General features: G+C 69.0%; 21 protein-coding genes and 1 riboswitch. Of the genes, 10 read left to right on the forward strand and 11 right to left on the reverse strand.

Features of this window, described 5'->3' with window-relative positions:
• Nucleotides 1-85: 85 nt before the first annotated feature.
• A complete protein-coding gene (locus P3102_RS33415) occupies nucleotides 86-208 on the reverse strand; it encodes a hypothetical protein (protein ID WP_276364648.1) in 123 nt (40 codons plus the stop codon).
• 462 nt (nucleotides 209-670) lie between these two features.
• Between P3102_RS33415 and P3102_RS33420 the strand changes: the two genes are divergently transcribed.
• Both P3102_RS33420 and P3102_RS33425 read left to right on the forward strand, forming a co-directional pair.
• Nucleotides 671-883 (forward strand): PspC domain-containing protein, encoded by a 213-nt coding sequence (locus P3102_RS33420; RefSeq protein ID WP_276364649.1) that lies wholly within the window; start codon nucleotides 671-673, stop codon nucleotides 881-883.
• Nucleotides 884-1,094: 211 nt separating this feature from the next.
• Nucleotides 1,095-2,792, forward strand: coding sequence for a hypothetical protein (locus P3102_RS33425; protein ID WP_276364650.1), 1,698 nt, complete (start codon nucleotides 1,095-1,097; stop codon nucleotides 2,790-2,792).
• A gap of 259 nt (nucleotides 2,793-3,051) precedes the next feature.
• On the opposite strand, the gene groL is transcribed toward P3102_RS33425, so the two are convergent.
• The 5 genes from groL to P3102_RS33450 all read right to left on the reverse strand — a co-directional run bounded on the left by groL (nucleotide 3,052) and on the right by P3102_RS33450 (nucleotide 8,051).
• Nucleotides 3,052-4,680 carry a chaperonin GroEL gene (groL, locus tag P3102_RS33430; RefSeq protein WP_034308290.1) on the reverse strand — a complete coding sequence of 543 codons (1,629 nt, stop codon included), beginning with the start codon at nucleotides 4,678-4,680 and terminating at the stop codon, nucleotides 3,052-3,054.
• A gap of 249 nt (nucleotides 4,681-4,929) precedes the next feature.
• Nucleotides 4,930-6,369: a serine/threonine-protein kinase gene (locus tag P3102_RS33435; RefSeq protein ID WP_276364651.1), complete on the reverse strand. Its 1,440-nt coding sequence runs from the start codon at nucleotides 6,367-6,369 to the stop codon at nucleotides 4,930-4,932.
• A 56-nt stretch (nucleotides 6,370-6,425) separates the two neighbouring features.
• The gene (locus P3102_RS33440) at nucleotides 6,426-6,632 is read right to left on the reverse strand and encodes a cold-shock protein (protein WP_005164266.1); all 207 of its coding nucleotides are present in this window, start codon (nucleotides 6,630-6,632) and stop codon (nucleotides 6,426-6,428) included.
• Between the two features lie 113 nt (nucleotides 6,633-6,745).
• The gene (locus P3102_RS33445; RefSeq protein WP_276364652.1) at nucleotides 6,746-7,369 is read right to left on the reverse strand and encodes an AIM24 family protein; all 624 of its coding nucleotides are present in this window, start codon (nucleotides 7,367-7,369) and stop codon (nucleotides 6,746-6,748) included.
• A 4-nt stretch (nucleotides 7,370-7,373) separates the two neighbouring features.
• Nucleotides 7,374-8,051, reverse strand: coding sequence for a TIGR00266 family protein (locus P3102_RS33450; RefSeq protein ID WP_276364653.1), 678 nt, complete (start codon nucleotides 8,049-8,051; stop codon nucleotides 7,374-7,376).
• 74 nt (nucleotides 8,052-8,125) lie between these two features.
• On the opposite strand from P3102_RS33450, the gene glp reads away from it, so the two are divergent.
• A complete protein-coding gene (gene glp / locus P3102_RS33455; protein WP_276364654.1) occupies nucleotides 8,126-9,319 on the forward strand; it encodes a gephyrin-like molybdotransferase Glp in 1,194 nt (397 codons plus the stop codon).
• A gap of 75 nt (nucleotides 9,320-9,394) precedes the next feature.
• Here the strand turns inward: glp and P3102_RS33460 are convergent, their stop codons facing one another.
• Both P3102_RS33460 and P3102_RS33465 read right to left on the reverse strand, forming a co-directional pair.
• A complete protein-coding gene (locus P3102_RS33460; RefSeq protein WP_276364655.1) occupies nucleotides 9,395-10,630 on the reverse strand; it encodes an MFS transporter in 1,236 nt (411 codons plus the stop codon).
• Entirely contained in the window at nucleotides 10,627-11,190 is a 564-nt protein-coding gene (locus P3102_RS33465) for a helix-turn-helix domain-containing protein (RefSeq protein WP_276364656.1), read from the reverse strand. The genes P3102_RS33460 and P3102_RS33465 overlap by 4 nt, the downstream gene beginning before the upstream one ends.
• 168 nt (nucleotides 11,191-11,358) lie before the next feature.
• Here P3102_RS33465 and P3102_RS33470 point away from each other — a divergent pair, with 168 nt between their 5' ends.
• The 4 genes from P3102_RS33470 (at nucleotide 11,359) to P3102_RS33485 (ending at nucleotide 16,383) form a co-directional block, all read left to right on the forward strand.
• Nucleotides 11,359-11,640, forward strand: coding sequence for a GlsB/YeaQ/YmgE family stress response membrane protein (locus P3102_RS33470; RefSeq protein WP_276364657.1), 282 nt, complete (start codon nucleotides 11,359-11,361; stop codon nucleotides 11,638-11,640).
• Between the two features lie 474 nt (nucleotides 11,641-12,114).
• On the forward strand, nucleotides 12,115-12,843 hold the full coding sequence (locus P3102_RS33475) for a phosphatidylserine decarboxylase (RefSeq protein WP_276364658.1): 729 nt from the start codon (nucleotides 12,115-12,117) through the stop codon (nucleotides 12,841-12,843).
• 3 nt (nucleotides 12,844-12,846) lie between these two features.
• The gene (pssA, locus tag P3102_RS33480; protein WP_276364659.1) at nucleotides 12,847-13,827 is read left to right on the forward strand and encodes a CDP-diacylglycerol--serine O-phosphatidyltransferase; all 981 of its coding nucleotides are present in this window, start codon (nucleotides 12,847-12,849) and stop codon (nucleotides 13,825-13,827) included.
• Nucleotides 13,828-14,103: 276 nt separating this feature from the next.
• Nucleotides 14,104-16,383 carry an AAA family ATPase gene (locus P3102_RS33485; protein WP_276364660.1) on the forward strand — a complete coding sequence of 760 codons (2,280 nt, stop codon included), beginning with the start codon at nucleotides 14,104-14,106 and terminating at the stop codon, nucleotides 16,381-16,383.
• A 51-nt stretch (nucleotides 16,384-16,434) separates the two neighbouring features.
• Here P3102_RS33485 and P3102_RS33490 read toward each other — a convergent pair whose 3' ends face one another.
• The gene (locus P3102_RS33490; RefSeq protein ID WP_276364661.1) at nucleotides 16,435-17,097 is read right to left on the reverse strand and encodes a LytR C-terminal domain-containing protein; all 663 of its coding nucleotides are present in this window, start codon (nucleotides 17,095-17,097) and stop codon (nucleotides 16,435-16,437) included.
• Nucleotides 17,094-17,405: a DUF3263 domain-containing protein gene (locus tag P3102_RS33495; RefSeq protein ID WP_276364662.1), complete on the reverse strand. Its 312-nt coding sequence runs from the start codon at nucleotides 17,403-17,405 to the stop codon at nucleotides 17,094-17,096. Before P3102_RS33495 ends, P3102_RS33490 begins: the two co-directional genes overlap by 4 nt.
• Nucleotides 17,406-17,563: 158 nt before the next feature.
• Here P3102_RS33495 and P3102_RS33500 point away from each other — a divergent pair, with 158 nt between their 5' ends.
• Complete coding sequence (locus tag P3102_RS33500; protein WP_276364663.1) at nucleotides 17,564-18,136, forward strand: peptide deformylase; 573 nt, start codon at nucleotides 17,564-17,566, stop codon at nucleotides 18,134-18,136.
• A gap of 111 nt (nucleotides 18,137-18,247) precedes the next feature.
• Here P3102_RS33500 and P3102_RS33505 read toward each other — a convergent pair whose 3' ends face one another.
• Nucleotides 18,248-20,416 (reverse strand): glycoside hydrolase family 15 protein, encoded by a 2,169-nt coding sequence (locus P3102_RS33505; protein WP_346660208.1) that lies wholly within the window; start codon nucleotides 20,414-20,416, stop codon nucleotides 18,248-18,250.
• Nucleotides 20,417-20,659: 243 nt separating this feature from the next.
• Nucleotides 20,660-20,790: riboswitch (TPP riboswitch) on the forward strand.
• Here P3102_RS33505 and thiC point away from each other — a divergent pair.
• On the forward strand, nucleotides 20,784-22,427 hold the full coding sequence (gene thiC / locus P3102_RS33510) for a phosphomethylpyrimidine synthase ThiC (protein ID WP_276364664.1): 1,644 nt from the start codon (nucleotides 20,784-20,786) through the stop codon (nucleotides 22,425-22,427). (Overlaps the previous riboswitch by 7 nt.)
• On the forward strand, nucleotides 22,424-23,245 hold the full coding sequence (thiD, locus tag P3102_RS33515; protein ID WP_276364665.1) for a bifunctional hydroxymethylpyrimidine kinase/phosphomethylpyrimidine kinase: 822 nt from the start codon (nucleotides 22,424-22,426) through the stop codon (nucleotides 23,243-23,245). Before thiC ends, thiD begins: the two co-directional genes overlap by 4 nt.
• The last annotated feature ends 24 nt before the right edge of the window (nucleotides 23,246-23,269 follow it).

Below are 23,269 nucleotides of genomic sequence, written 5' to 3' on the forward strand. Positions count from 1 at the left end.
CGTCGCCTCCGCGCCGGAACCGTCCGCGTCTAACCCGTTCCGGTGCGGATGTCTCAGCAGACCCGCTCGATGATGGCCGGGCGGGTCAGGAATTTCCCCGGTCCGGAGTGCTGACCGCGCACATCACCGCGACGACGGCGGCCAACTCGAAAACGGACGCGATGCCGATCGTCGCCCGTTCGCGGTGTTTCCCGGCGCTGTTCGTCATCGGTGTCTTCCTCCGGTCCGAGTCCTCCTCACCTACAACCAGGGATACGGATGGGCAACGGATTTGGTTCACCCGAGCGAGGCTTTCGCGATCCGCGCGTAGGTGCCGTCGTTCACCGCGAGGTGCAGTCACTGGTCGGCCCACTCCTCGAACACGACGTCACGCGGCAGGAGATACGCCTTCTCCGAAAAGGTCCCCCGTCGAACACACGCGGAACTCGCCTTGGGCCTGCACGACGTCCGAGCCTGCTCCGCGCGTCAAGGCCTTCGGGCACGGCACCGGCCGTGCCGATGCCGTGCACACCCCGAAGACGAGCGCCCCACCTTGATCGTCAGCAAGGCATCGCCCACGCCCCGAGGTATCCCGGGCAGCCGGTTTCGCGCCCCTCAGGGTCGGATCCCAGGGTCCGGCCGGGGCCGTTCCCCGATGTGCCGGGGGTCGTCCCGGGACGAACATGGAGCCATGACGAACAGCGTGGTCACCAAGAAGCTCTACCGCAGCCGTACCGACAAGATGCTCGCGGGCGTCGCCGGCGGCTGGGCCGCCTACCTCGGCGTCGACGCCGCGATCCTGCGCATCGCCCTCGTGGCGAGCGTCTTCTTCACCGCCGGGTTCGCGATCCCGTGCTACGCCGCCGCGTGGCTGCTGACTCCGGAACGGCCCGGCGAATCCTGAGTGTGGGCGGACGCCGTGCGCAGGGGGCGTGGCGTCCGCCGGATCGCGTTTGGCCCGCCGAACGCGATCCGAGGGGCAGGGGGACGAGGTGAAGGGCCCGGACAGGGAATGTCCGGGCCTTTCGCTTTTCCACCGGTTCGGCCGCGCGGCCGCATGTTCACCGTTACACTCCCCATGACTTTGTCACAGGGAGCGGGAAGCGGGGGCCGCCATGGCCGGCAAGTATCTGACCCTCAGCGAGTACAAGAGGATGCTCGACGGCGCGCTGGACGACTTCCACAAGGCGCTCACCAAGCGCTGGATGGAAGACGCCGTCGACGCGATGACGCGGCTCTCGACCACCGTCCCGTGCTCGGCGGAGCCGTGGGCCTGGCAGTGGCCCGCCGAATCGTACGGTCACCTGGCGGGGGCCGACGACATCTGCGGCTATCTCACCTGGGTCATGGACGGCATGCTCGGCCATTACAAGGACGTCCACTGCCAGGGCTGGAATCCGCAGACCCAGAAGTACGTCGAGTGCCATGCCGAACGGAACCTGGCCCAGATCGAGCGGCTGGCCTGGCAGCGGCGGCAGGACGTCGCCCGGTTCGTCCCGCAACTGGAAGGGCCCGATCTCACGAAACTGGAGATCGCCCACAACACGTTCCTGAACGTCGCGGGCAACCTCGGCTTCCAGGACAAGAACGGACGGGTGACCGAACTGCTCGGACAGGGCGAGGTCGTCCGGAACGTCGAGTGGCTGGACGGTACGACCAGCGCGAACGAGGAATGGTTCATCGAATGGACCGGCCTCGCCGCCCAAGCCTTCAGAGCCGGGTTCTTCGCCTCGATCGCGCCGACCATCCTGAACCAGGCACTCATCCTCGCCAGCCTGTCCACCCTGTACTCCACGCGGGCCACGACGATCCAGGTGACCCGGCTCAACATCGTCAAACGACTCAACTGGGCCACCCGGAAACTGGACGAAAAGGTCACCCTCACGATCTCCACCGCGGACGCGATCCTGGAGAAGCTCGATCGGGCAACGGCGATCCACGGGATCGTGAGCAACCTGCTGTCCGCCGGGGCGAAGCTCAGCAAGGTCGTGGATTCCGTCAACGAAGCGGGCGGGAAGGTCCTCGGTCCGGTCGGCGCCGTGCTCACCTTGGCGGGCTTCGTCGGCGGAGCCCTCAAGAGCCACACCGTCGAGCAGGACGCCATGTCCCTCCAGGACATCCTGCAGAAACTCACCACCTCGATCCAAGAAGAGCACAACGCGTTGAGCGGCCTCGAAGACGACTTCGGCGGCGACGTGCTGGCTCTGCAAAAGGCGATCGCGGGCGTGCACAGCTACAACCTCGAACTCTACGACCTCACCGCGAACACGCTGCCGAACCAGACCGACCGCGCGAAGTACCAGGGGATCCGGGTCGAGGTCCACTTCCTGCTGAGGGTGGCGCAAACCTGCTTCGAGGCGGCCGACGCCTATTCGGCACAACTGCGGATTCTCGCCGCCGCCGACGTCGCCGACCGGCACCTCGCGGGCCGTGACGGGCAGACGTGCACCGGCGACGACACGACCTTGGAGCTCCGCGACGCCGTCGAACAGTTCATGAGGACGAGCTGCGCTCGGTTCCTCCTCGCCGGCGAGCAGCTCAGGAAGGCTGCCGAGGCCTACGCGAAAACGGACGGCGAGCTTTCGGACGACCTCAAGAAGCTGTTCGCCGCGTGGGAAAGCGCCAACAAGGACCGGGGGAAGATCGACCCCGATCCCGAGACGGTGGAAACGGAAAGCGCGGCCGGGGAGGCGGGCAAAACCGACCGGACGGGCCTCGAGCCGCGGAAGGCTTCGGAGCCGAACTCCCTCGACCCGTACGAGAAAGACCGCCGGCGGCAAGGCGGCAAGTACGTGGTGGACGGACAGCGGTAGGCCGTCGCTCCTCGGCGACGAGCGCCTCGGGCACGTACTGCCGGGTGCGCGGGTGGCGATGTCACGTGACTGGAGGGACGACGCACGTGATCCGGCGGACGACACGCGAAACCGCCGTCACGACGACAGCGCGTGAAAGGCCCCATCTTGCGCCTGAGTGCAGGAAGGGGCCTTCATGTACTTCCACCCGAGCACGAGGCAAAGGAAAAGCCCGGACGCGCGAGGCGCGTCCGGGCTTTCCGGTGTTACGGGCTCGAACTCAGAAGTCCATGCCGCCCATGCCACCGGACGGGTCGGCGGGAGCGGCCGAGGCCTTCTCCGGCTTGTCCGCCACGACGGCTTCGGTGGTCAGGAACAGCGCCGCGATGGAAGCGGCGTTCTGCAGCGCGGAGCGGGTGACCTTCGTGGGGTCCGGCACGCCGGCGGCGAGCAGGTCCTCGTAGACACCGGTGGCGGCGTTGAGGCCGTGACCCTGCGGGAGGGACTTGACCTTCTCCGCCACGACGCCGCCTTCGAGGCCGGCGTTGATCGCGATCTGCTTGAGCGGCGCCTCGACGGCGACCTTGACGATGTTGGCACCAGTGGCCTCGTCGCCCTCGAGCTTCAGACCGGCGAAGGCGGCCTCGGCGGCCTGGATGAGAGCGACGCCACCACCGGCGACGATGCCCTCTTCGACGGCGGCCTTGGCATTGCGCACCGCGTCCTCGATGCGGTGCTTGCGCTCCTTCAGCTCGACCTCGGTGGCGGCACCGGCCTTGATGACGGCCACGCCGCCGGCCAGCTTCGCCAGTCGCTCCTGGAGCTTCTCGCGGTCGTAGTCCGAGTCCGAGTTGTCGATCTCGGCACGGATCTGGTTGACGCGACCCTGGATCTGGTCGGCGTCGCCCGCACCCTCGACGATGGTGGTCTCGTCCTTGGTGATGACGGCCTTGCGCGCCTTGCCCAGCAGGGAAAGGTCCGCGTTCTCCAGCTTGAGGCCGACGTCCTCGGAGATGACCTGGCCACCGGTCAGGATCGCGATGTCCTGCAGGATCGCCTTGCGGCGGTCACCGAAGCCCGGAGCCTTGACGGCGACGGACTTGAAGGTGCCACGCATCTTGTTGACGATGAGGGTGGCCAGGGCCTCGCCCTCGACGTCCTCGGCGATGATCAGCAGCGGCTTGCCGGACTGGATGACCTTCTCCAGCAGCGGCAGGACGTCCTTGACGGTGGAGATCTTGGAACCGAAGAGGAGGACGTACGGGTCCTCGAGCTCGGCTTCCTGACGCTCCGGGTCGGTCACGAAGTAACCGGAGATGTAGCCCTTGTCGAAGCGCATACCCTCGGTGAGCTCGAGCTCGAGCCCGAAGGTGTTGCTCTCCTCGACGGTGACGACGCCTTCCTTGCCGACCTTGTCCAGCGCCTCGGCGATGAGCTCGCCGATGGTGCGGTCAGCGGCCGAGATCGAGGCGGTGGCAGCGATCTGCTCCTTGGTCTCGATCTGCACGGCCATCTTGTGCAGCTGCTCGGTGATGGCCTCGACGGCCGCCTCGATGCCGCGCTTCAGGCTGATGGGGTCGGCCCCGGCGGCGACGTTGCGCAGACCCTCGCGGACGAGAGCCTGGGCGAGCACGGTGGCGGTGGTGGTGCCGTCACCCGCGACGTCGTCGGTCTTCTTGGCAACTTCCTTGACGAGCTCGGCCCCGATCTTCTCCCACGGGTCCTCGAGCTCGATCTCCTTGGCGATGGAGACACCGTCGTTGGTGATCGTCGGCGCGCCCCACTTCTTTTCGAGCACGACGTTCCGGCCCCGCGGGCCGAGGGTCACCTTGACGGCTTCGGCGAGGGTGTTCAAGCCGCGCTCAAGACCGCGGCGGGCGTCCTCGTCGAACGCGATCAGTTTGGCCATTGCGGTGTGGTCCTCCGGTATTGGGCGCCGCCGCACGCCTGCTACAGCGCGGCGGCAGGACTCTTCCTCGGCCAGGCTCGGTGCCCGCGACGGACGACCCACCCGATCAAGGGTGCGGCCTCACCGTCCCGACCTTCAGGCGAGCGGTCTGGTGACCGCCCTGCCTGGCACTCGACGGCGTCGAGTGCCAATGTCGTGTTTAGCACTCTCCAGGGTCGAGTGCAAGAACCGCAGGTCAGCGCGGTGGTATCAGTTACTCGGCTTGATGGGAATCGAGGAGGGCGGCGGCTTCAGCGACGATCCGGGAGCCTGCGACTGCGAGCCGCCGGGGCCGACCGGGATGTTCGGCGCGGTGGTCTGCGGGCCGTTTCCGCTGTTCGAGTCGCCGAAGACGAGGATCGCCGCGACGATCGCGCCCGCCACCACGAGGGCGCCGACGACGATCCAGATCCACTTGGCACCGCCGCCCTTCTTGGGCTGCTGCTGGAAACCGCCCTGCTGCGGCGGGCCGTAACCGGGAGGCGGCCCCTGCTGGTACCCGCCCTGCTGGAAACCGCCCTGATGCTGCGGCGGACCGTAACCGGGAGGCGGCCCCTGCTGATACCCACCCTGCTGGAAACCGCCCCCCTGATGCTGCGGCGGGCCATAGCCGGGTGGCGGGCCCTGGGGCGGAGGCCCCTGCGGTCCCGGTCCCTGCTGGCCGTAGCCGGGCTGCTGTCCTCCGTACGGGTGCACGGGGCCCCCCTCTCCCTGTGGCGGCGTGTTCTGCCGTGACGCCTGCTGCGGCGCGGTCTGCCGGACCGGCGCCGCGGCCCCGGGCGGGCCGGGTGGCTCGTGCGAAGTCGCGAGCGGACCGAGGGCGCGCCTGGCGGCCGCGATCATCTCGACACAGTCGGGGTAGCGATCGGCGGGATTCTTCGCCATTCCCTTCCGGACGACCTCGTCGATCCCGGCGGGCAGGCCGACGATCCGCGAGATGGCCGGGGGCTCCCCGTTCAGATGCCCTTTGATGACCGTCTGCACGTCGCCCTTGAAGGGCGGGCTGCCGGTCAGGCAGGCGTAGAGGACACAGGTGAGCGCGTACTGGTCGGTGCGGCCGTCGAGCGGCTCGCCGCGCAGGTGCTCGGGGGCCGCGTACGTGGGCGAGCCGAGGAAGTCCCCGCCGCGGGTGCGGTGCCCGGTGGCGCCGCGGCGGGTCAGGCCGAAGTCGGCGACGTAGACGTGTTCGCGCGAGGTCTCCTTGCTGGTGACCAGGACGTTGGCCGGTTTGACGTCGAGGTGCACGAGACCGCGGTTGTGCAGGGTGTCGAGCGCGTCGGCGACCTGGTCGAGCATGGTCAGCGCGCGGGCGGGCGCGATCGGGCCGCCGGAGATCAGCCCGGCGAGATCACCGCCGTCGACCATCCGCATGGCGATGTAGAGCATGCCTTCGAGCTCGCCGAAGTCGTACAAGGGCACGACGTTGGCGTGGTCGATCGCGGACGTGTTCCGCGCCTCGTCGACGAAGCGTTCGCGGAACTCGGCGTCGGCCCCGAGGTGATCACCGATGACCTTCAGTGCCACCTTGCGTCCGAGCCGCACGTCCGTGGCCTTGTAGGTCACGCTCATGCCGCCCTTGCCGAGCACACCGTCGATGCGGTAGTTGCCCAGCCGGCGACCGGTCAGGTCCCCCGACTCATCGCCTGTCACGCAGCGAAGCGTAACGCGCCTGTTCCGGAGGCCGCCGGGGGTCGGCCGAACTCTTCCTAGGAGACCTTGCGCACGTCCGCCGCCTGACTCCGCCCGTCCCGCCCGGACTGGACTTCGAATTCCACGCGATCACCCTCGTCGAGCGTCCGGAATCCGTCGGCCTGAATGGCCGAGTAGTGGACGAAGACGTCGGGCCCTTCGGTGGATTCGATGAATCCGTAGCCCTTTTCCGAGTTGAACCATTTGACGGTGCCGACTGCCACGACGCACTCCCTCAGCACAGGATCCGCCGCCTCGCCTGCCCCGGACGGCGGTTTCGAGTGCAGTTCACGCTACCCGAATCACCGGCGTCGGCAATGCTCAATTCGTCTTAAGGTCATCCGCGAGAAAGCCGCCTGTTGCGCGCTTGCACGAGGACGCGACCCGGTCCCGCGAAGTCCAGCGCGAGCCCTTCGCCGGTGCGGACCGACTGCGGGCCGGACTGGTCGACCGCGCGCAGCCGGCATTGCACCGTGTCCGGGTAGGCGAGCAGGAAGTCCGGCCGCACGGTGACGAGTTCGCCCGCGGTGAGTTCGAAGGCGTCCACCGGGCCGTGCGCTGCCAGCACGAGCGGACCGGTTCCGCTGTAGTGCTCCAGGAAACCGGAGTCGGCTCCGAAGAGTTTCCGCAGCGGCGCCCAGCCGGGATCGAGCCGGACGGTCGCCGGCCGGGCGAGGATCGCCTCCCGGCTCACGCACCAGCCCGTCCCGCCGGTGAACTCCAAGGGGTGGACGTCACCCGCGGTCAGCGGCGCGAAGTCGATCCAGCCGCCGCCCTCCGGCGCGTTGAATACCGAAGGCGCGGCCTTGCCCGCCCGTGAACCACCGCGGGCGGGAACGGTTTCGGTGATGCCGAAACTGCTGGCCAGCATGGTGTCCCCGGCGGCCTGGACGGCCTCGCCGGGGGACAGCAGCACGCGTGCGACCCCGAAGTTCGGGGTGTGCCTCGTCTGGACCCGCATGCGCTCAGCGAGAGGGGACCTGGGCGATCACCCAGGCGGACAGCGCCGACGGGTTGCGGGTCTGGGTGAGCAACTGGCCCGGACCGGCGAAGTCGAAGACGAGGCCTTCACCGCTCTTCATCGACTGGATGACGCCGGTGCTGACCTTGCGGCTCTGGTACTGCAGGGTGTCGGCGAACGCGACGACGTGCCCGGTGTCGATGGTGATCACCTCGCCCTGCTGCAGGGTGACCGTCTCCAGCGCGCCGTAGCAGGCCACGACCAGCGGGCCCTGTCCCGTCGCGTGGGTCAGGAAGCCGCCTTCGCCGCCGACGAGGTTCTTGAGCCCGCCCCATTTGGTCTCGGTCTGCACGCCGTGCGACGACGCGAGCCACGAGCCGCGGGTGACGCACCAGCCGGTGCGGCCGTCGAGGTTGATGATCTGCAGGTCGCCCGGCAGGTTCGCGGCGACGTCGACCCAGCCGCCGTTCTGCGGGGCGGTGTAGGTGGAGATGAAGAAGGACTCGCCGGAGAGGAAGGCGCGGCCGAGGCCCTTCATGATGCCGCCCTGTGCCTGGGACTGCACCTGCACGCCGTAGCTCGTCGCCATCATCGCGCCCGACTCCACCTGCGCCGGTTCGCCCGGAGCGAGGACGAGCCTCGCCACCGCGAACGATGGCTGGTGACGGATCTGCACCTGCATGTCTTCTTCTCCCCGGTGATCGTCGTGACGGGCAGAGTCTTGCACGCGCCCCCCGACCGAGGAGGATGGTCGGCGTGATCTCCGTCGACGCCCACCGTGCGACCGTCACCGGCCTGCTCGGAACCGCCCCTGTCCTCCGCCTTCCGCTCGCCTCCGCCGCCGGGCTCGTCCTCGCGGAAGACGTGCGCGCGGGGATTTCGCTGCCGCCGTTCGACAACTCGGCGATGGACGGTTACGCCGTCCGTGCGGCCGACGTCGCGGAAGCGCCGCTGACGCTGCCCGTCGCCGAGGACATCCCGGCCGGCCGCGTCGACGGCACGAAACTGGAGCCGGGCACCGCGCACCGGATCATGACCGGCGCCCCGCTCCCGCCCGGCGCCGACGCGGTGGTGATGGTGGAACACACCGACGGTGGTGTGACGGACGTCCGGATTCTCGGGACGGTTGTCCCGGGCACGCACATCCGACGCCGGGGTGAAGACGTCGTCGAGGGCACGGTGGCGCTTTCGGCCGGAACCGTGCTCGGCCCCGCGCAGCTGGGCCTCGCGGCGGCCGTCGGACTCGCCGAGGTTCCCGTGTTCAGGCCGGTGAAGGTGCTCGTCGTGTCCACCGGGACCGAACTCGTCGACGCGCCGGAACCCTTGCGGCACGGGCAGATCTACGAGTCGAACAGCATCATGCTGGCGTCCGCGATCCGCGCGCTGGGTGGCGAGGCCGAAGTCGTGCGCAGTGTCGTCGACGACGTGGACGAGTTCCGCGCGGTGATCGAGCCGCGGCTGGCGGACGTGGATCTGCTGGTGACCTCGGGCGGGGTCAGCGCGGGGGCGTACGAAGTGGTGAAGGACGCGCTGACCGGGCAGGGCGTGGAGTTCCGGAAGGTCGCGATGCAACCGGGCGGGCCGCAGGGCTGCGGACGGTGGAACGGCGTGCCGGTGGTGACGTTGCCGGGCAACCCGGTGAGCGTGCTCGTCTCCTTCGAAGCGTTCCTGCGGCCGGCGTTGCTCGCGGCGATGGGGCACGCGGGCGTCGACCGGCAGCAGGTGCGGGCCCGGCTGACCGAGGCGATGACCTCCCCCGCCGGACGGCGTCAGTTCCGGCGCGGCTTCTACACGCATTCCGAGGGCGAGGTCACCGGGATCGTCGGGCCGCGCGGCGGGCCGGGATCGCATCTGCTGGCGTCGTTCACGCGGGCGAACTGCCTGATCGTCCTGCCGGAGGACGTGGTTTCGGTCGAGCAGGGCGACGAGGTGACCGTCCTGCTCCTGTGACGTCGCCCCCTACCGCAATTCGTCACCTGCTTGCGTCCGGAGACCTCGCAAGCAGGTGACGAATTGCGGCAGGGGTCAGGCCGGGAAGTCGCGGCACCGGCCGATCGGCGTGAACAGCAGGGCGAAGACGGCGGCCACCTCGAGTCCGGCCATCAGGCCCAGTGTCTGCCGCACGCCCGCGGTCTCACCGAGGATTCCGCCGAGCAGACCGCCCAGCGCGATCGCGCCGAAGCTGAGCACCGACATGCTCGCGGTGACCCGGCCGAACATCGCCGCCGGGACATATCGCTGCTTGAAGGTGGCGTTGAGGACGTTCGAGCCGACCACCCCGGCGCTGAGCGCGAACCCGGCGGCCACGAAGAACGCGAGCCCCCAGCCACCTTGGGCGAGCGGTCCGAGCAGCATCATCAGCGCCCCGAAGGCCTCAGCGAGCACGAAGGCGCGCGCGGTGCCGATCCGCGCGGCGAGCTTGCCCGACAGCGCGGCACCGGCGACACCACCCGCGCCGACGAGCGCGAGCACGAGTCCGACGGTCGCCTCTCCCACCCCGAGGTCACGGGCGAGGAAGACGACCTCGATGGACTGGTAGCCCATGAGCGCGACGTTCGAGACCGCGCCGAAGACCGCCAAGACGAGCAAATACCGGTCGTGGACCACGAAAGCGAGGCCCTCGCGGATCTCGTCCCGCAGTCGCGACCGCCTCGTCGCCGGGCGCTCCGGCTCGCGATGGCGGACGGACCGCAGGCACAGTACGGAGATCCCGAAACTGACGGCGTCGGCGAGCACCCCGGCGACGGCGCCGAAACCCTGCGCCAGCAGTCCGGCGAGACCGGGTCCGCCGATCTGCGCGGCGGACTCGCTGCCCTGCAACTTTTCGTTGGCTTCCTGGAGGTCCTTCTTCTCGACCAGCGAAGGCAGGTACGCGCGGTACGCGACGTTGAAGAACACCTTCGCGACCCCGCCCGCCAAGGCGACGACGAGCAATTGGGTCATCGTGAGCAACCCGAACCAGGCGGCGACCGGGACGCTCAGGAACACGAGCATGGAGACGGTGTTGCAGGCCAGCATGATCGGGCGTTTCGGCCGTCTGTCCACCCAGGCACCGGCGGGCAGGCCGATCAGCAGCCACGGCAGCCAGGCCACCGCGGTCAGCAGCCCGACCGCGAACGTACTCGCCTGAAGCGTGACCACCGCGACGAGCGGCAGCGCGACGACGGCGATGGAACTGCCGAGCACGCTGGTCGTCTCACCGGTCCACAGCAGCCGGAAATCGCGTGAGCGCAGCAATCCGCCGCGTTCGCGGGTGGTCACGGGCGGGCCGGGACGGCGCGGGTGGCGATGAAGACGGGGCGGCGTTCCTGGCCGTCGTCCGGGAGCTCGCGGCCACTGTAGGACTTGATCAGCTCGTTGACCTTCTGTTCGAGTTCGGCCAGTTCGGCGACCGACATTCTCGCCCAGCTGTCGGTGGCGAACGCGGCACGATGCCATTCCTCGGGATAGCTCTCGCGTTCGGCGAACCACTGGCGCGCCATGGAAACCTGGCGTTCGAGGGCGAGGGATTCGGCGGCGGCCGCGACCGGGTCGTCGGGGAAGTCCGACGGCGACCAGGAGACCGCGTAACCCACTCGGCGCCACCAGCGCTCGCGCCGGTCGCGGGCGAGTTCCGGCGCTTCCTCGACCAGCTCGCCGGCGGCGAGCACCTTCAGGTGGTGACTGACGTTCCCGACCGCCTGCCCCGTCCGTTCGGCGAGCACGGACGCGGTGCACGGGCCGTCGAGGCGCAGGACGTCGAGCAGGCGGCGCCGCAACGGATGCGACATCGCGGCGAGCACCTTCGAATCGTGGACTTCATGTACGTCACGGTCGGCCATGACACACAACAGTAGTTGCGCAAGGTTAGTTGTACAAGTTCTCTTGTTCGTTTGGTCCGCCCACCGGCAGCAGGCACCTGGGAGACGGTCGGCCCCGACAACCCTGAGCACTCACGACGCAACGCGACCACCGGGTTCGCTTCGCGCACTCCGCGTAACCTCGGCGGCATGGGTTTCTTCTCGTGGATCGTGTTCGGCGCCATCGCCGGATGGCTGGCCAACGTCGTGGTGGGCGGCCGGGACCGGCGGAGTGGCTGCCTGTTCAGCATCCTGATCGGCGTGCTCGGGGCGGCGCTGGGCGGTTTCCTCTACCGGCTCGCGACGGGCACCGAGCGGAGCTTCGAGTTCGACTTCCCCAGCTTCGGCGTCGCCATTCTCGGTTCGATCGTGCTGCTCGCCCTGTTGCGCCTGGTGCGCGGCTCGGGGCGAAGCGACTCCGAACGCCGATGATCAGTGGAGTGACCGTTGGTAACGGTTGTCTCGTGACGGGTGATCACCGGCGTCCGGCGAACTAGAGTGGGACGTTCGCTCAGTTTCCTTGGCCGCGTCCGGGTGCATGTGCCGTCGGGGGGCATATGCACCCGGACGCGCGCGCCTCGGCGATGACCGAGGCGGCGTGGACGGGGTCGACGAGCGAAGGCATCGGCGCCGCCGAAATGTCCCTCTTCCAGGCTCTGAACAGCTCGGCGAGTCGCTCGCCTATGGGGTCCGGGCTGGCGGGCATTCGCGGGTCCTCAAGGTCGGCGATCAGCTTCAATCACCTAGAGTTATCGCTCTCTTCGACCGACCGTTACCGGGATGTGGTGCCGCCCACCCGCGCCGGGGAAACCCTTGCGGGGGAGGCACGGCCCGGCCCCGGACAGGGCGGTAGCGTGGTGGCTCTTCATACCCGACCCCCGACACGAACTGCGGTGAACCCGACCAATGAGCGGCAACCGGCCGGAATCCACTGGAAACCCACTCACGCACGCCGTGCAGCTGGCCCGCGAGACCGTTCCGCCGATGCACCCGGCCGGCAGGCCGTTCGTGTTCGGCGGTCTCGCCGCGACGCTGGCGTTGCGGAAGTTCTCCAAGCCCCTCGGCGTCCTCGGCGCGCTCGCGACGGCCGCGACGGCCGCGTTCTTCCGTGAGCCCAAGCGTGTTCCGCCCGCCCGGTCCGGCCTCGCGGTCGCGTCGGCGGACGGCCTGGTCTCGCTGATCGAGGAGGCCGTGCCACCGGCCGAGCTGGGATTGCCCGCCGAACCGCGGACGCGGGTGAGCGTGTTCCTGTCGGTGTTCGACGTGCACGTCCAGCGGATCCCGGCGTCGGGCGTGATCGAACGGGTCGCCTACCGGCCGGGGAAGTTCCTGTCCGCGGACCTGGACAAGGCGAGCGACGACAACGAGCGCAACTCCGTGCTCATGCGCACCGAAGACGGTCACGAGCTCGTCGTGGTGCAGATCGCCGGGCTGGTGGCGCGGCGCATCCTCTGTGAGATCCGCGAGGGCGACAAGGTCGGCGTCGGTGCTACGTACGGCATCATCCGCTTCGGCTCGCGAGTCGACCTGTACCTGCCGCCGGGCAGCAAGGTCCTGGTCTCGAAGGGCCAGCGCACGATCGGCGGCGAGACGCCGATCGCCGAGCTGCCCACGGCGCCGCACCCGGAAGGCTGATCCATGGTCCGCGTGACCACGACAACTCCCGGCGTCCGGCTGTTGCCGAACGCCATCACGGTGCTCGCCCTGTGCGCCGGTCTGTCGTCGGTGCAGTTCGCGCTGATCGGCAATTACCCGATGGCGATCGCGTCGATCGGGATCGCCGCGGTGCTCGACAGTCTCGACGGCCGGATCGCGCGGCTGCTGGACGCGACGTCGAAGATGGGGCAGGAGCTCGACTCGCTGTCCGACGGCATCTCGTTCGGTGTCGCACCCGCGCTGGTGCTGTACGTGTGGCACGCCGAAGGCGAGCGGATCGGCTGGGTGGCGTCGCTGATCTTCGCGGTCTGCATGATCCTGCGGCTGGCCCGGTTCAACACGCTGATCGAGGACACCGAGCAGCCGCCGTACGCGGGTGAGTTCTTCGTCGGTGTGCCCGCGCCCGCCGGTGGTCTGCTGGCGATGCTGCCGCTGATCCTGGAGCTGCAGTTCGGGCAGGGCTGGTGGTCGCACCAGTACACGGTGTGGGTGTGGACGATCGCCGTGGCCGCGCTGCTGATCAGCCGGATCCCGACGCTTTCGCTGAAGACGGTGAAGGCGCCGCCGAAGGCGATCGCGCCGCTGCTGGTCGGCGTGGGCCTGCTGGCCGCCGCGATCATCCAGTTCCCGCTGGTGGCGCTGGCGATCGCGCTGATCCTGTACCTGGCGCACATCCCGTACTCGATGTACCGGCAACGCTGGCTGGCGAAGCATCCGGAGGCGTGGATGGCGCCACCGAGGGAACGGCGCGCGATCCGGCGCTCTTCGAGCCGCCGCCGTCTGGGCCTGCGCCGCCCGCCGCTGCGGCGCGTGGTGGCCGGGGCCGCGCAGCGCGTCCGGCTCCAGCGAGGCGAACAGCACGTCGCCCGCGCTCCGCGCACCATCAGCACCGACAAGGATCGCGACAACGGCCGAGGCCCACGGCGCCGCTCGTGGCGCCGGATCGGCCTCCGGAAGCGCTGATCCGCGCCACCCCAGCCCCCCACCCGTCCCTGGGGGACGGCCCCGCGCCCAGCGTATCGGTGCCCCCGGACGGGAAGGGGGGAAACGGCAGCCGGAGGCGGTAGTTGTCCACAAGTGGGTGAGTCTGTGGACAACTCGGTCGAGGTACATGAAGGCCCCCTTCCTTGCGTCTGGCGCAAGGAAGGGGGCCTTCATGTACTCGAAGACGGACGCGGAGACGGACGCCGTCGGCGCGCGGCATCGGCTGGGCGGCGCGCGGCTGGATAGGGTGACGGGGTGAGCGCACCCCAGATCACGCTGACCGTCCGGCACACCCCGTCCGCCCTGGACTCCCGCCGCGGCGTCGTCCGGCTGCACCCCGAAGTCCTCGACGCGCTCGGCCTGATGGCGTGGGACGCCGTCCGCGTCACCGGCGCCCGCGTCAGCTCGGCGCTGGCCGCCCCGTCGGACGCCGAGGGGATTCCGGGCGTGATCCTCCTCGACGACGTCACGATGTCGAACCTCGGCGTGACCGAGGGAGCGGAAGTGGTCGTGGCGCCGGCGGAGGTGTCGGCCGCGAAGACGGTCACCGTGTCGGGTTCGAAGATGGCGAGCGTCTCGCTCTCCCCGCACACCTTGAGGCTCGCTCTGATCGGCAAGATCCTCACCGTCGGCGACGCCGTTTCCCTCCTCCCCCAGGATCTCGCGCCCGCGCCGGGCTCCGACGTCTCCGCGGTCCGCGGCCAGCTTTCCCGCGCCATCGGCATGACGTGGACGAACGAACTGCTCACCGTCACCGCCACCGAGCCGCTGGGACCGGTCGCCGTCGGACCGTCCACTGTGGTCAGCTGGCGCGACGGCGCCCGCACCGGCGAGGCCGCGCCCGACGCCGCCCCGGCCCGTGCCGGCACGACGCTGGTGCGCAGCAAGCCCGCCACGCCACACGAGGATTTCATCGACGCCGAGATCGTCGAAGACGAACGGGTCGAGGAAGTGGCCGGGGAGTCCGTGCCTCCCCTGTCGGATCTCGCCGGCTCCGAATCGGCCGCGCGTAAACTCGCCGAATGGTTCGACCTGGCCTTCCACCGGCCGGAACTGCTGGCGAAACTCGGGACGTCGGCGCATCTCGGGGTCCTGCTTTCCGGGCCGGAAGGCGTCGGGAAGGCGACGCTGGTCCGCGCCGTGGCGCAGGCCGAGAAGGTGCGGGTGGTGTCGCTCGCGGCGCCGAGCATCGCCGTCCTCGATCCGAACGTGGCCGCCGCGCGGCTGCGTGAGGCGATCGAACGGGCCACCCGCGACGAAGACCCCGCCGTCCTGCTGATCACCGACATCGACGCGCTGCTGCCCGCGTCCCAGCCGCCGCCGCTCGCGACGGTGGTCCTTGACGACCTGCGCAATGCTTTGCGCAACAAGGGTTTCGCGGTCATCGCCACCACCGGGCGGGCCGAGTCCGCCGATCCAAGGCTGCGGGCCGCGGACCTGCTCGACCGCGAGCTCGGCCTGCCGCTCCCGGACGCGAAGACCCGCACGGAACTGCTGCGCGTGCTCCTGCGCGAAGCCCCGCTGGAGTCCGGCGTCGACGTCGGCCCGATCGCCGAGCGCACGCCCGGCTTCGTCGCCGCGGACCTCGTCGCGCTCCGCCGCGACGCCGCCCTCCGCGCCGCGCTTCGACAACGTGACGCCGACGAGCCGCGGATCTCCCAGCAGGACCTGCTCGACGCGCTCACCACCGTCCGCCCCATCTCGATGTCCACTTCGGACAATCTGGCCACGGGCGGACTGACCCTCGACGACGTCGGCAACATGACCGACGTCAAGCAGTCGCTCACCGAGGCGGTGCTGTGGCCGCTGCGCTACCCGGACTCGTTCGCCCGTCTCGGCGTCGACCCGCCGCGCGGCGTGCTCCTGTACGGCCCGCCGGGTGGCGGGAAGACGTTCCTGGTCCGCGCGCTCGCGGGCACCGGCGCGCTGAACGTCTTCGCGGTCAAGGGCGCCGAACTGATGGACAAATGGGTCGGCGAGTCCGAACGTGCGGTGCGGGAACTCTTCCGCCGCGCCGCCGAGGCCGCGCCGTCGCTGATCTTCCTCGACGAGATCGACGCGCTCGCCCCGCGCCGCGGCCAGTCGTCGGACTCGGGCGTGTCGGACCGGGTCGTCGCGGCCTTGCTGACCGAACTGGACGGGGTCGAGCCGATGCGCGAGGTCGTCGTCCTCGGTGCGACGAACCGGCCGGAGCTGGTCGACCCGGCCCTGCTGCGGCCGGGCAGACTGGAGCGCCGCGTCTACGTCCCGCCGCCGGACGCGCACGCGCGCGAGGCGATCCTGGCCGCCAGCGCCAAGAACACGCCGCTCGCGTCCGATGTGGACCTTGCGGCGTATGCGGCCACTTTGGACGGTTACTCGGCGGCGGACTGCGCGGCGCTGATCCGGGAGGCCGCGCTGACCGCGATGCGCGAGTCGCTGGAGGCCAAGGAGGTCACCGCCGCGCATTTGACGAGGGCGGCCGAAGCCGTCCGGCCGTCGCTCGACCCTGCCCAGCTCGCCGCGCTGGAGGCGTACGCGCAGAACCAGGCCTGAGTACGGAAAGGGCCCTCTTCCCCGTGCGGGAGAGGGCCCTTTCCGTACTCGCTAGGAGCCGTCTTTGTCGTTGGTCTCGTAGTCCTTGGTGAGGATGACGATCACGCCGGGGCCGATGTTCTCGATCTCCTTGAACCTGGGCTCGGCGCGGAAACCGAACTCCAGCGCCAGCGCCTTCGCGGCCGCTTCCTCGTCGGTGCCCGGGCGGTAGTAGACCACGGTCTCGGGCAGCCTGCCCTGATAGCCCTTGACCTCGGAGACGTTCCAGCCGGAGGCACGGAAGTCCTTCGCGGCCTGCTCACCGAGTCCTTGGATCGTGCTGTTGTTGTAGACCCGCACGGTCACCCACTTGTGGGATGCCTGCTGATCGCCACCGGGCTGCCCCGGACCGGGCTGACCCGGCTGACCCGGTTGCCCTGGCTGACCGGTCTGCCCTGGTTGGCCCGCCGGCGGCGCGGAGCTCGCGGGCGCGCTCGACGGCGGGGCCGAGGAGGCGGGCGGCGTGCCGGCCGGAGGTGAACCCGGCGCCGGAGACGAGGGCGGGGTCGCCCCGTCCGAGGTGGTGGGCGTGGCGCCGGGCGGCGTGGCGATGTCCGAATCACCGCCGCCGCCGGTCAAGGTGATTCCGCCGATCACGGCGGCGATCACGGCGACACCGACCAAGGCCAGTCCGGCGGCCTTCATCGGCCGGGACAGCCCCGAAAAAAGACTCATGAGAGATCGATCCCCAGTCGCCGGGCCGCGCGATTGCGCTGCCGGGCCGCTCGCGTCTTTCGCAGGCGCTTCACCAGCATCGGGTCGGCCTGCATGGCTTCGGTCTTCTCGAGCAGCCGGTTCAGCAACTGGTAATAGCGCGTCGACGACATAGAGAAGCGTTCGCGGATCGCCTGTTCCTTCGCGCCGGCGTATCTCCACCACTGACGTTCGAACGCGAGCATGTCCAGCTCGCGTTCGCTGAGGCCGTCCACGGTCTCCGACGGGGACGGCTGGTCGGGCTCAGCCATCGACTCCGCGGCGTCCATCCGACTCCTCGCAATCAGGTCAGTGCTCGGCGGGCGTGAAACCACAGGCTTGTCTTTCCGCGGCGCCATTAGACCACGGATGCGGCGCACGGCCTCGCTAACGACGTCGGCGCGTCACGGGTAAGGGTCTACCAGAAGGGTCCGACTAAACTGCGCGCGTGACCGTCCATCCCATCGTCATCGCCGGCGAGCCAGTGCTGCACAACCCGACTCGGGAGATCACCGAGTTCGACGACAAGCTGCGCGTCCTCGTCGACGACATGTTCGAGACCATGTACGCCGCCGAAGGGGTGGGCCTCGCGGCCAACCAGATAGGCCTCGACCTGCGCGTGTTCGTCTACGACTGCCCCGACGACGAGGGCACGCGCCACAAGGGCGTCGTGGTGAACCCGAAGCTCGAGACGTCGGAGATCCCGGAGACGATGCCGGATCCGGACGACGACTGGGAAGGCTGCCTGTCGGCACCCGGGGAGTCGTACCCGACCGGCCGCGCCTCGTGGGCGAAGGTCACCGGCTCCGACGTCGACGGTAGTCCGATCGAGGTCGAAGGAACCGGTTACTTCGCGCGCTGCCTGCAGCACGAGACCGACCACCTGGACGGCTTCCTCTACCTCGACCGGCTGGTCGGCCGCCACGCTCGGGCGGCGAAGAAAATGCTCAAATCGAACAAATGGGGCGTTCCGGGCAACTCGTGGCTGCCTGAGGCGCGGCCCGAGGCTGCCGACGACTGAGCCCCTCCAGAGCGGAACGAACCTGCTCGAACCCGCCCCACGCGCAATGAAGGAGCCTTTCCTTGCAAATTTTGCAAGGAAAGGCTCCTTCATTGCACTAGCGAGCCGCCGTCAGCAGCCCAGGAAGTGGCATCGCACCACCCGCGGCTGCTCGATCACCTTCCCGGCCTGCACCGACCACGCCAGCCGCAGGTACTGGGCGTGCGTCCAGGCCAGCGGAGTCGCGGACGCGGTCGGGGTGCCCGCCGGGAAGCCGGGCTGTCCCGAAGGCGCGTTCTCGTCCCAGACCTGCTCCGGCATCGTGTCCCCGGAGCTGCTGACACGCCCCAGGTCGCGAAGGCGCTTCGCGGCTGTACCGCGGTCACCGGCGGCGAGGTCGTACTCACCGCGTTCACCTGCGAGCAGCGGCCACAGTCGCCCGAAGGTGGTCCGGCTTTCGGCCGGGAACGTGTAGTCCCACGGCGCCCCGTCGGCCTTCTCGCCGTAGCCGTCCTTCGTGTATCGGTGCCAGAACTGACCCGTCGGAGTGGTGAAGGCGATGTCCGCGTCGGTGACCTCGATGCTGTTTTCGATCACCGGATCGTCGGCGCGGTAGATGCCCAGCCGCACCAGTTCGAGGAAACCGGCGTCGGTCACGGCACGCTGGTCCATGGTCACACTCGAATTGCCGAGGTTGTACTTCGTGCCGTTGTTCGCGTTGCCGTCCTTGGTCAGCCGGACGAAGTACGGGTCCTTCGACAGCGGACCGTTCGTGGTCACCGTCCAGTGGGCCAGCTTCGCCTTGAACGCGTCGGCGGTGCCGAGGTAGCGCTTCGCGTCGGCGGCGGCGCCGTTCGCCTTGGCGATGTCCGCCGCGCAGACCAGTCCGGCGATCACCGCGGCGATCGTCGAAGGCGAGTAACCGTCCTGTTCCTCCCAGCGTTCCTGCTGGCTGTACGGCGACGCGTGCCCGTTGTCCGCCTTGTAGGACAACAGGAATTCCGCCGCCTTGCGCACCCCACGCCAGGTCTTGGCGTCGGTACGGCCGAGCTGCTGGGCGAGCACGATCGGCAGCGCGGTCTCGTCCAGCTGGATGGATTTCCAGTACGGCGTGCCGTCGACGTGGCTGTTCTGCGGCAGATGCCCGTCCGGCAGTTGCTGTGTCCCGAACATGTAGTCGACCGACCGGTTGGCCGCGTCGCGGTCGCCGGCGGCGAGGAGACCGGTCGCGATCTGGTAGAGGTCACGCGGCCAGACGAGGTGGTAGGTGCCCGACGGTGACCATTCCGGGTCGTTGTTCCCGAACCGCCACGGCATACTCGGTGACGCGATGAGCGCCCCCTGGTGGATCTTGTCCTCGCTCGCCGCGAGCATGAGCACGGACGCCTGGTAGAGGTCCCGTTCCTGCCTGGTCTTGAGCGACGACGGCGCGTCCTTCACCTGGCGGAGGTACTGCTTCCAGCCGCGGTCGTACGCGCGGGCGGCGTCGGCGAACCCGCGCCGTAGCGAAGCTTTCGCCGCGGCGAGCGCGTCAGCGTCCTTGGCGCCCATGCCGAGCGAAAGCGTGAAGTCCCGTGAGCGGACGCCGTCCGCGGACGTCTGCCCGGTGAGCAGCACGTTGCCCTTGGCCGCGGTCGCGTAGTCCTTGAGGGTGAAGGATTTCGTCAGCTGCGTGACGCCGTCGGAGGAACCGGCGTACCCCACGGACGTGCGCGAGAAAGCCGGTTCCGCGGCCAGTGCGGCCGCGGTCTTCGCGTCGGACGCGACCGCGTTCATTCCACCGGCGCGTGCGGAGTCGTCGGATCCTTCGTTCGTGAGATCAGGGTCCGCGACCGCGTACACCTGGTACGGGCGGCCGGTCAGCGAAACGAAATCGACGTCGATCAGCACACTCGTCCGTGCCGGGTCGGTGACGTAGGTCTTGCGGAGCTTCCAGCGGCGCTGGTCGTCGGTGATGGTCTGTTCGTAGGTGAGGCCGTCGGTACGCCGCACCCGCTGCGCCTTGGCGGAGGAATCGACGGTGGCGAAGCTCCTCCCGTCGGTGACGACGAGGTCGAGCGCGCGGACGCTCGGCGTGGACAGATCCGGGTAGTAGACCTCGGACATCCGGCCACCTTGCAGGGTGAACCAGACATTGCTCGCGCGTTCGCGGGCGGTGCCGAACCCGGTCTTGTCCGCCGGGAGCCAGCTCGGATGGGCGCCGGGCGCACCGGGCGCCTCACCGCCCTGTGCCGCGGCCACCGCCGGGACCAGTCCCGCGATCAGCACGCCTGCCAATGCCGGAAGTATGAGTCTTCGCATATCCACCCCAGAATTCTGTAACAGTGCAGAACCTCCGGGATTCTTTCGTGAATCCCCCGCGCGCACATGCTCCAAACCGGTGAACTGCTAACGCTGTCGACATGTCGATCACGCAAGGAGGTGACTGGTTGCGCTGGAGACATCCGCATGGACCGCAACCAGTCGCCTACTTGCGGCTTCTTCAGTGACCGATCCCCCGGAGGGTTGATTGTCCGAGCCCCGGCGTGGCATGGTCGGGACACAACCAAACAACGCGGGAGCTCGCGCCATGGCGGGCTGAGAGGGCGGCTGGAGTCTTTCTAGGGGACCCGGCGCCGCCGACCGCATGAACCTGACCGGGTAATGCCGGCGTAGGGAGTGAACGTCGTTGACGACGCTTGAGAATGCCCAGGGCATCACGCCGACCGTGACCACCGGGCCGATCACCGGTTCCCGCAAGATTTATCACCGGACGGAATCCGGTCTCCGGGTCCCCGCGCGGCGGATCGATCTTTCGAACGGCGAGCATTTCGACGTTTACGACACCTCCGGCCCGTACACCGACGACGACGCGCAGATCGACGTCCACAGTGGACTGCATCGGCTGCGCGCCGGCTGGGCCGACGGTCGTGCGCACCACACCCAGCTGGGCTGGGCGAAACAGGGTGTCATCACCCGCGAGATGGAGTACGTCGCGGCACGCGAGCGCTGCTCGCCGGAATTCGTGCGGGACGAGGTCGCGCGCGGTCGCGCGGTGATCCCCGCCAACCGCAGGCACCCGGAGACCGAGCCGATGATCATCGGCAAGAACTTCCTGATGAAGATCAACGCCAACATGGGCAACTCGGCCGTCTGGTCCTCCGTGGAGGAAGAGGTCGACAAGATGGTGTGGGCCACCCGCTGGGGCGCCGACACGATCATGGACCTCTCCACCGGCAAGCGGATCCACGAGACCCGCGAGTGGATCATCCGCAACTCGCCGGTGCCGGTGGGCACCGTGCCGATCTACCAAGCGCTGGAAAAGGTCGACGGGGAGCCGGAAAAACTGTCTTGGGAGATCTACCGCGACACCATCATCGAACAGTGCGAGCAGGGTGTCGACTACGTCACCGTGCACGCCGGGGTGCTGCTGCGGTACATCCCGCTGACCGCGCGCCGGGTCACCGGCATCGTCTCGCGCGGCGGCTCGATCATGGCGGCCTGGTGCCTCGCGCACCACAAGGAATCGTTCCTGTACACCAATTTCGCCGAACTCTGCGAGATCCTGCGCGAGTACGACGTCACCTTCTCGCTCGGTGACGGCCTGCGGCCCGGCTCGATCGCCGACGCCAACGACCGCGCGCAGTTCGCCGAACTGGAGACGCTGGGCGAGCTCACGCACATCGCCCGCGAACACGACGTCCAGGTGATGATCGAGGGCCCCGGCCACGTGCCGATGCACAAGATCAAGGAGAACGTCGAACTCGAGGAGAAGCTCACCGGCGAGGCGCCGTTCTACACCCTCGGCCCGCTCACGACCGACATCGCGCCGGCGTACGACCACATCACCTCGGCCATCGGCGCGGCGCAGATCGGCTGGTACGGCACGGCGATGCTCTGTTACGTCACGCCGAAGGAGCACCTCGGCCTGCCGAACCGCGACGACGTGAAGACCGGCGTCATCACCTACAAGATCGCCGCGCACGCCGCCGACCTCGCCAAGGGGCATCAGTACGCGCAGGAGTGGGACGACGAGCTTTCCAAGGCCCGCTTCGAATTCCGCTGGAACGACCAGTTCAACCTGTCGCTGGACCCGGACACCGCCCGCGCGTACCACGACGAGACGCTGCCCGCGGAACCGGCGAAGACGGCGCACTTCTGCTCGATGTGCGGGCCGAAGTTCTGCTCGATGCGCATCACCCAGGACGTCCGCAAGTACGCCGAGGAACACGGACTGTCCACTGTGGAAGCGATCGAAGCGGGCATGGAGGAGAAGTCGAACGAGTTCGCCGAGCAGGGCAACAAGGTCTACCTGCCGGTGATCGATCGGTGACGGGAACTCCTCGGACCGCCCTCACCATCGCCGGATCGGATTCCGGCGGTGGTGCGGGCATCCAGGCCGATCTGCGCACCTTCTTCGCCAACGGGGTGCACGGGATGGTCGCGCTCACCGCGGTCACCGTGCAGAACTCGCTGGGAGTGCAGGGGTTCAGCGAGGTCCCGGTCGACGTCGTCACCGGGCAGATCAAGGCCGTCGCCACGGACATGGGCGTCGACGCGGCGAAGACCGGGATGCTCGCGACGGCCGAGATCATCAACGCCGTCGCGAAGACGCTCGACGAAGTCCACATCGGACGCTCGACGGACACGCCGTTCGTCGTGGATCCCGTGGCGGCTTCGATGACCGGGCACGCGTTGCTGCGGGAGGAGGCTCTGGAGGCGATCCGCACCGAACTCTTCCCGCGGGCCACGCTGATCACGCCGAACCTGGACGAGGTGCGGCTGCTGACCGGCGTTCCCGTGACCGGGCCGTCGACTCAGCGCGAAGCAGCGGAAGCACTGCTGGAGTTCGGGTCCGAGTGGGTGCTGGTGAAGGGCGGGCACCTCGACGCGGCTCAGGACTGCGTGGACCTGTTGTCCGACGGCGAATCCTGGGTGGAGCTGAGCGGGCCTCGGTTCGACACCCGGAACACCCACGGCGGCGGGGACACCATGGCTTCGGCGATCACGTCTTCGCTGGCGAAGGGGGCGGACGTGCCGACCGCCGTCGCCGAAGGGAAGCGGTTCATCGAGCGGTGTGTGGCGGAGTCGTATCCGCTGGGGGCCGGGGTGGGGCCGGTCTCCCCCTTCTGGTGCCTCGGTGAGGTCTGAAACGGGCGTACGGGGCCACCGAAC

It is taken from the genome of Amycolatopsis sp. QT-25, from assembly GCF_029369745.1.
Lineage (GTDB): Bacteria > Actinomycetota > Actinomycetes > Mycobacteriales > Pseudonocardiaceae > Amycolatopsis.

What these genes read in the sequence shown, in the direction of transcription:
- P3102_RS33415 (WP_276364648.1), bottom strand. Translation starts at nt 208, where the DNA reads ATGACGAACAGCGCCGGGAAACACCGCGAACGGGCGACGATCGGCATC.
- P3102_RS33420 (WP_276364649.1), top strand. Translation starts at nt 671, where the DNA reads ATGACGAACAGCGTGGTCACCAAGAAGCTCTACCGCAGCCGTACCGAC.
- P3102_RS33425 (WP_276364650.1), top strand. Translation starts at nt 1,095, where the DNA reads ATGGCCGGCAAGTATCTGACCCTCAGCGAGTACAAGAGGATGCTCGAC.
- groL (WP_034308290.1), bottom strand. Translation starts at nt 4,680, where the DNA reads ATGGCCAAACTGATCGCGTTCGACGAGGACGCCCGCCGCGGTCTTGAG.
- P3102_RS33445 (WP_276364652.1), bottom strand. Translation starts at nt 7,369, where the DNA reads ATGCGGGTCCAGACGAGGCACACCCCGAACTTCGGGGTCGCACGCGTG.
- P3102_RS33450 (WP_276364653.1), bottom strand. Translation starts at nt 8,051, where the DNA reads ATGCAGGTGCAGATCCGTCACCAGCCATCGTTCGCGGTGGCGAGGCTC.
- P3102_RS33465 (WP_276364656.1), bottom strand. Translation starts at nt 11,190, where the DNA reads ATGGCCGACCGTGACGTACATGAAGTCCACGATTCGAAGGTGCTCGCC.
- P3102_RS33470 (WP_276364657.1), top strand. Translation starts at nt 11,359, where the DNA reads ATGGGTTTCTTCTCGTGGATCGTGTTCGGCGCCATCGCCGGATGGCTG.
- P3102_RS33475 (WP_276364658.1), top strand. Translation starts at nt 12,115, where the DNA reads ATGAGCGGCAACCGGCCGGAATCCACTGGAAACCCACTCACGCACGCC.
- pssA (WP_276364659.1), top strand. Translation starts at nt 12,847, where the DNA reads ATGGTCCGCGTGACCACGACAACTCCCGGCGTCCGGCTGTTGCCGAAC.
- P3102_RS33490 (WP_276364661.1), bottom strand. Translation starts at nt 17,097, where the DNA reads ATGAGTCTTTTTTCGGGGCTGTCCCGGCCGATGAAGGCCGCCGGACTG.
- P3102_RS33495 (WP_276364662.1), bottom strand. Translation starts at nt 17,405, where the DNA reads ATGGACGCCGCGGAGTCGATGGCTGAGCCCGACCAGCCGTCCCCGTCG.
- P3102_RS33505 (WP_346660208.1), bottom strand. Translation starts at nt 20,416, where the DNA reads ATGCGAAGACTCATACTTCCGGCATTGGCAGGCGTGCTGATCGCGGGA.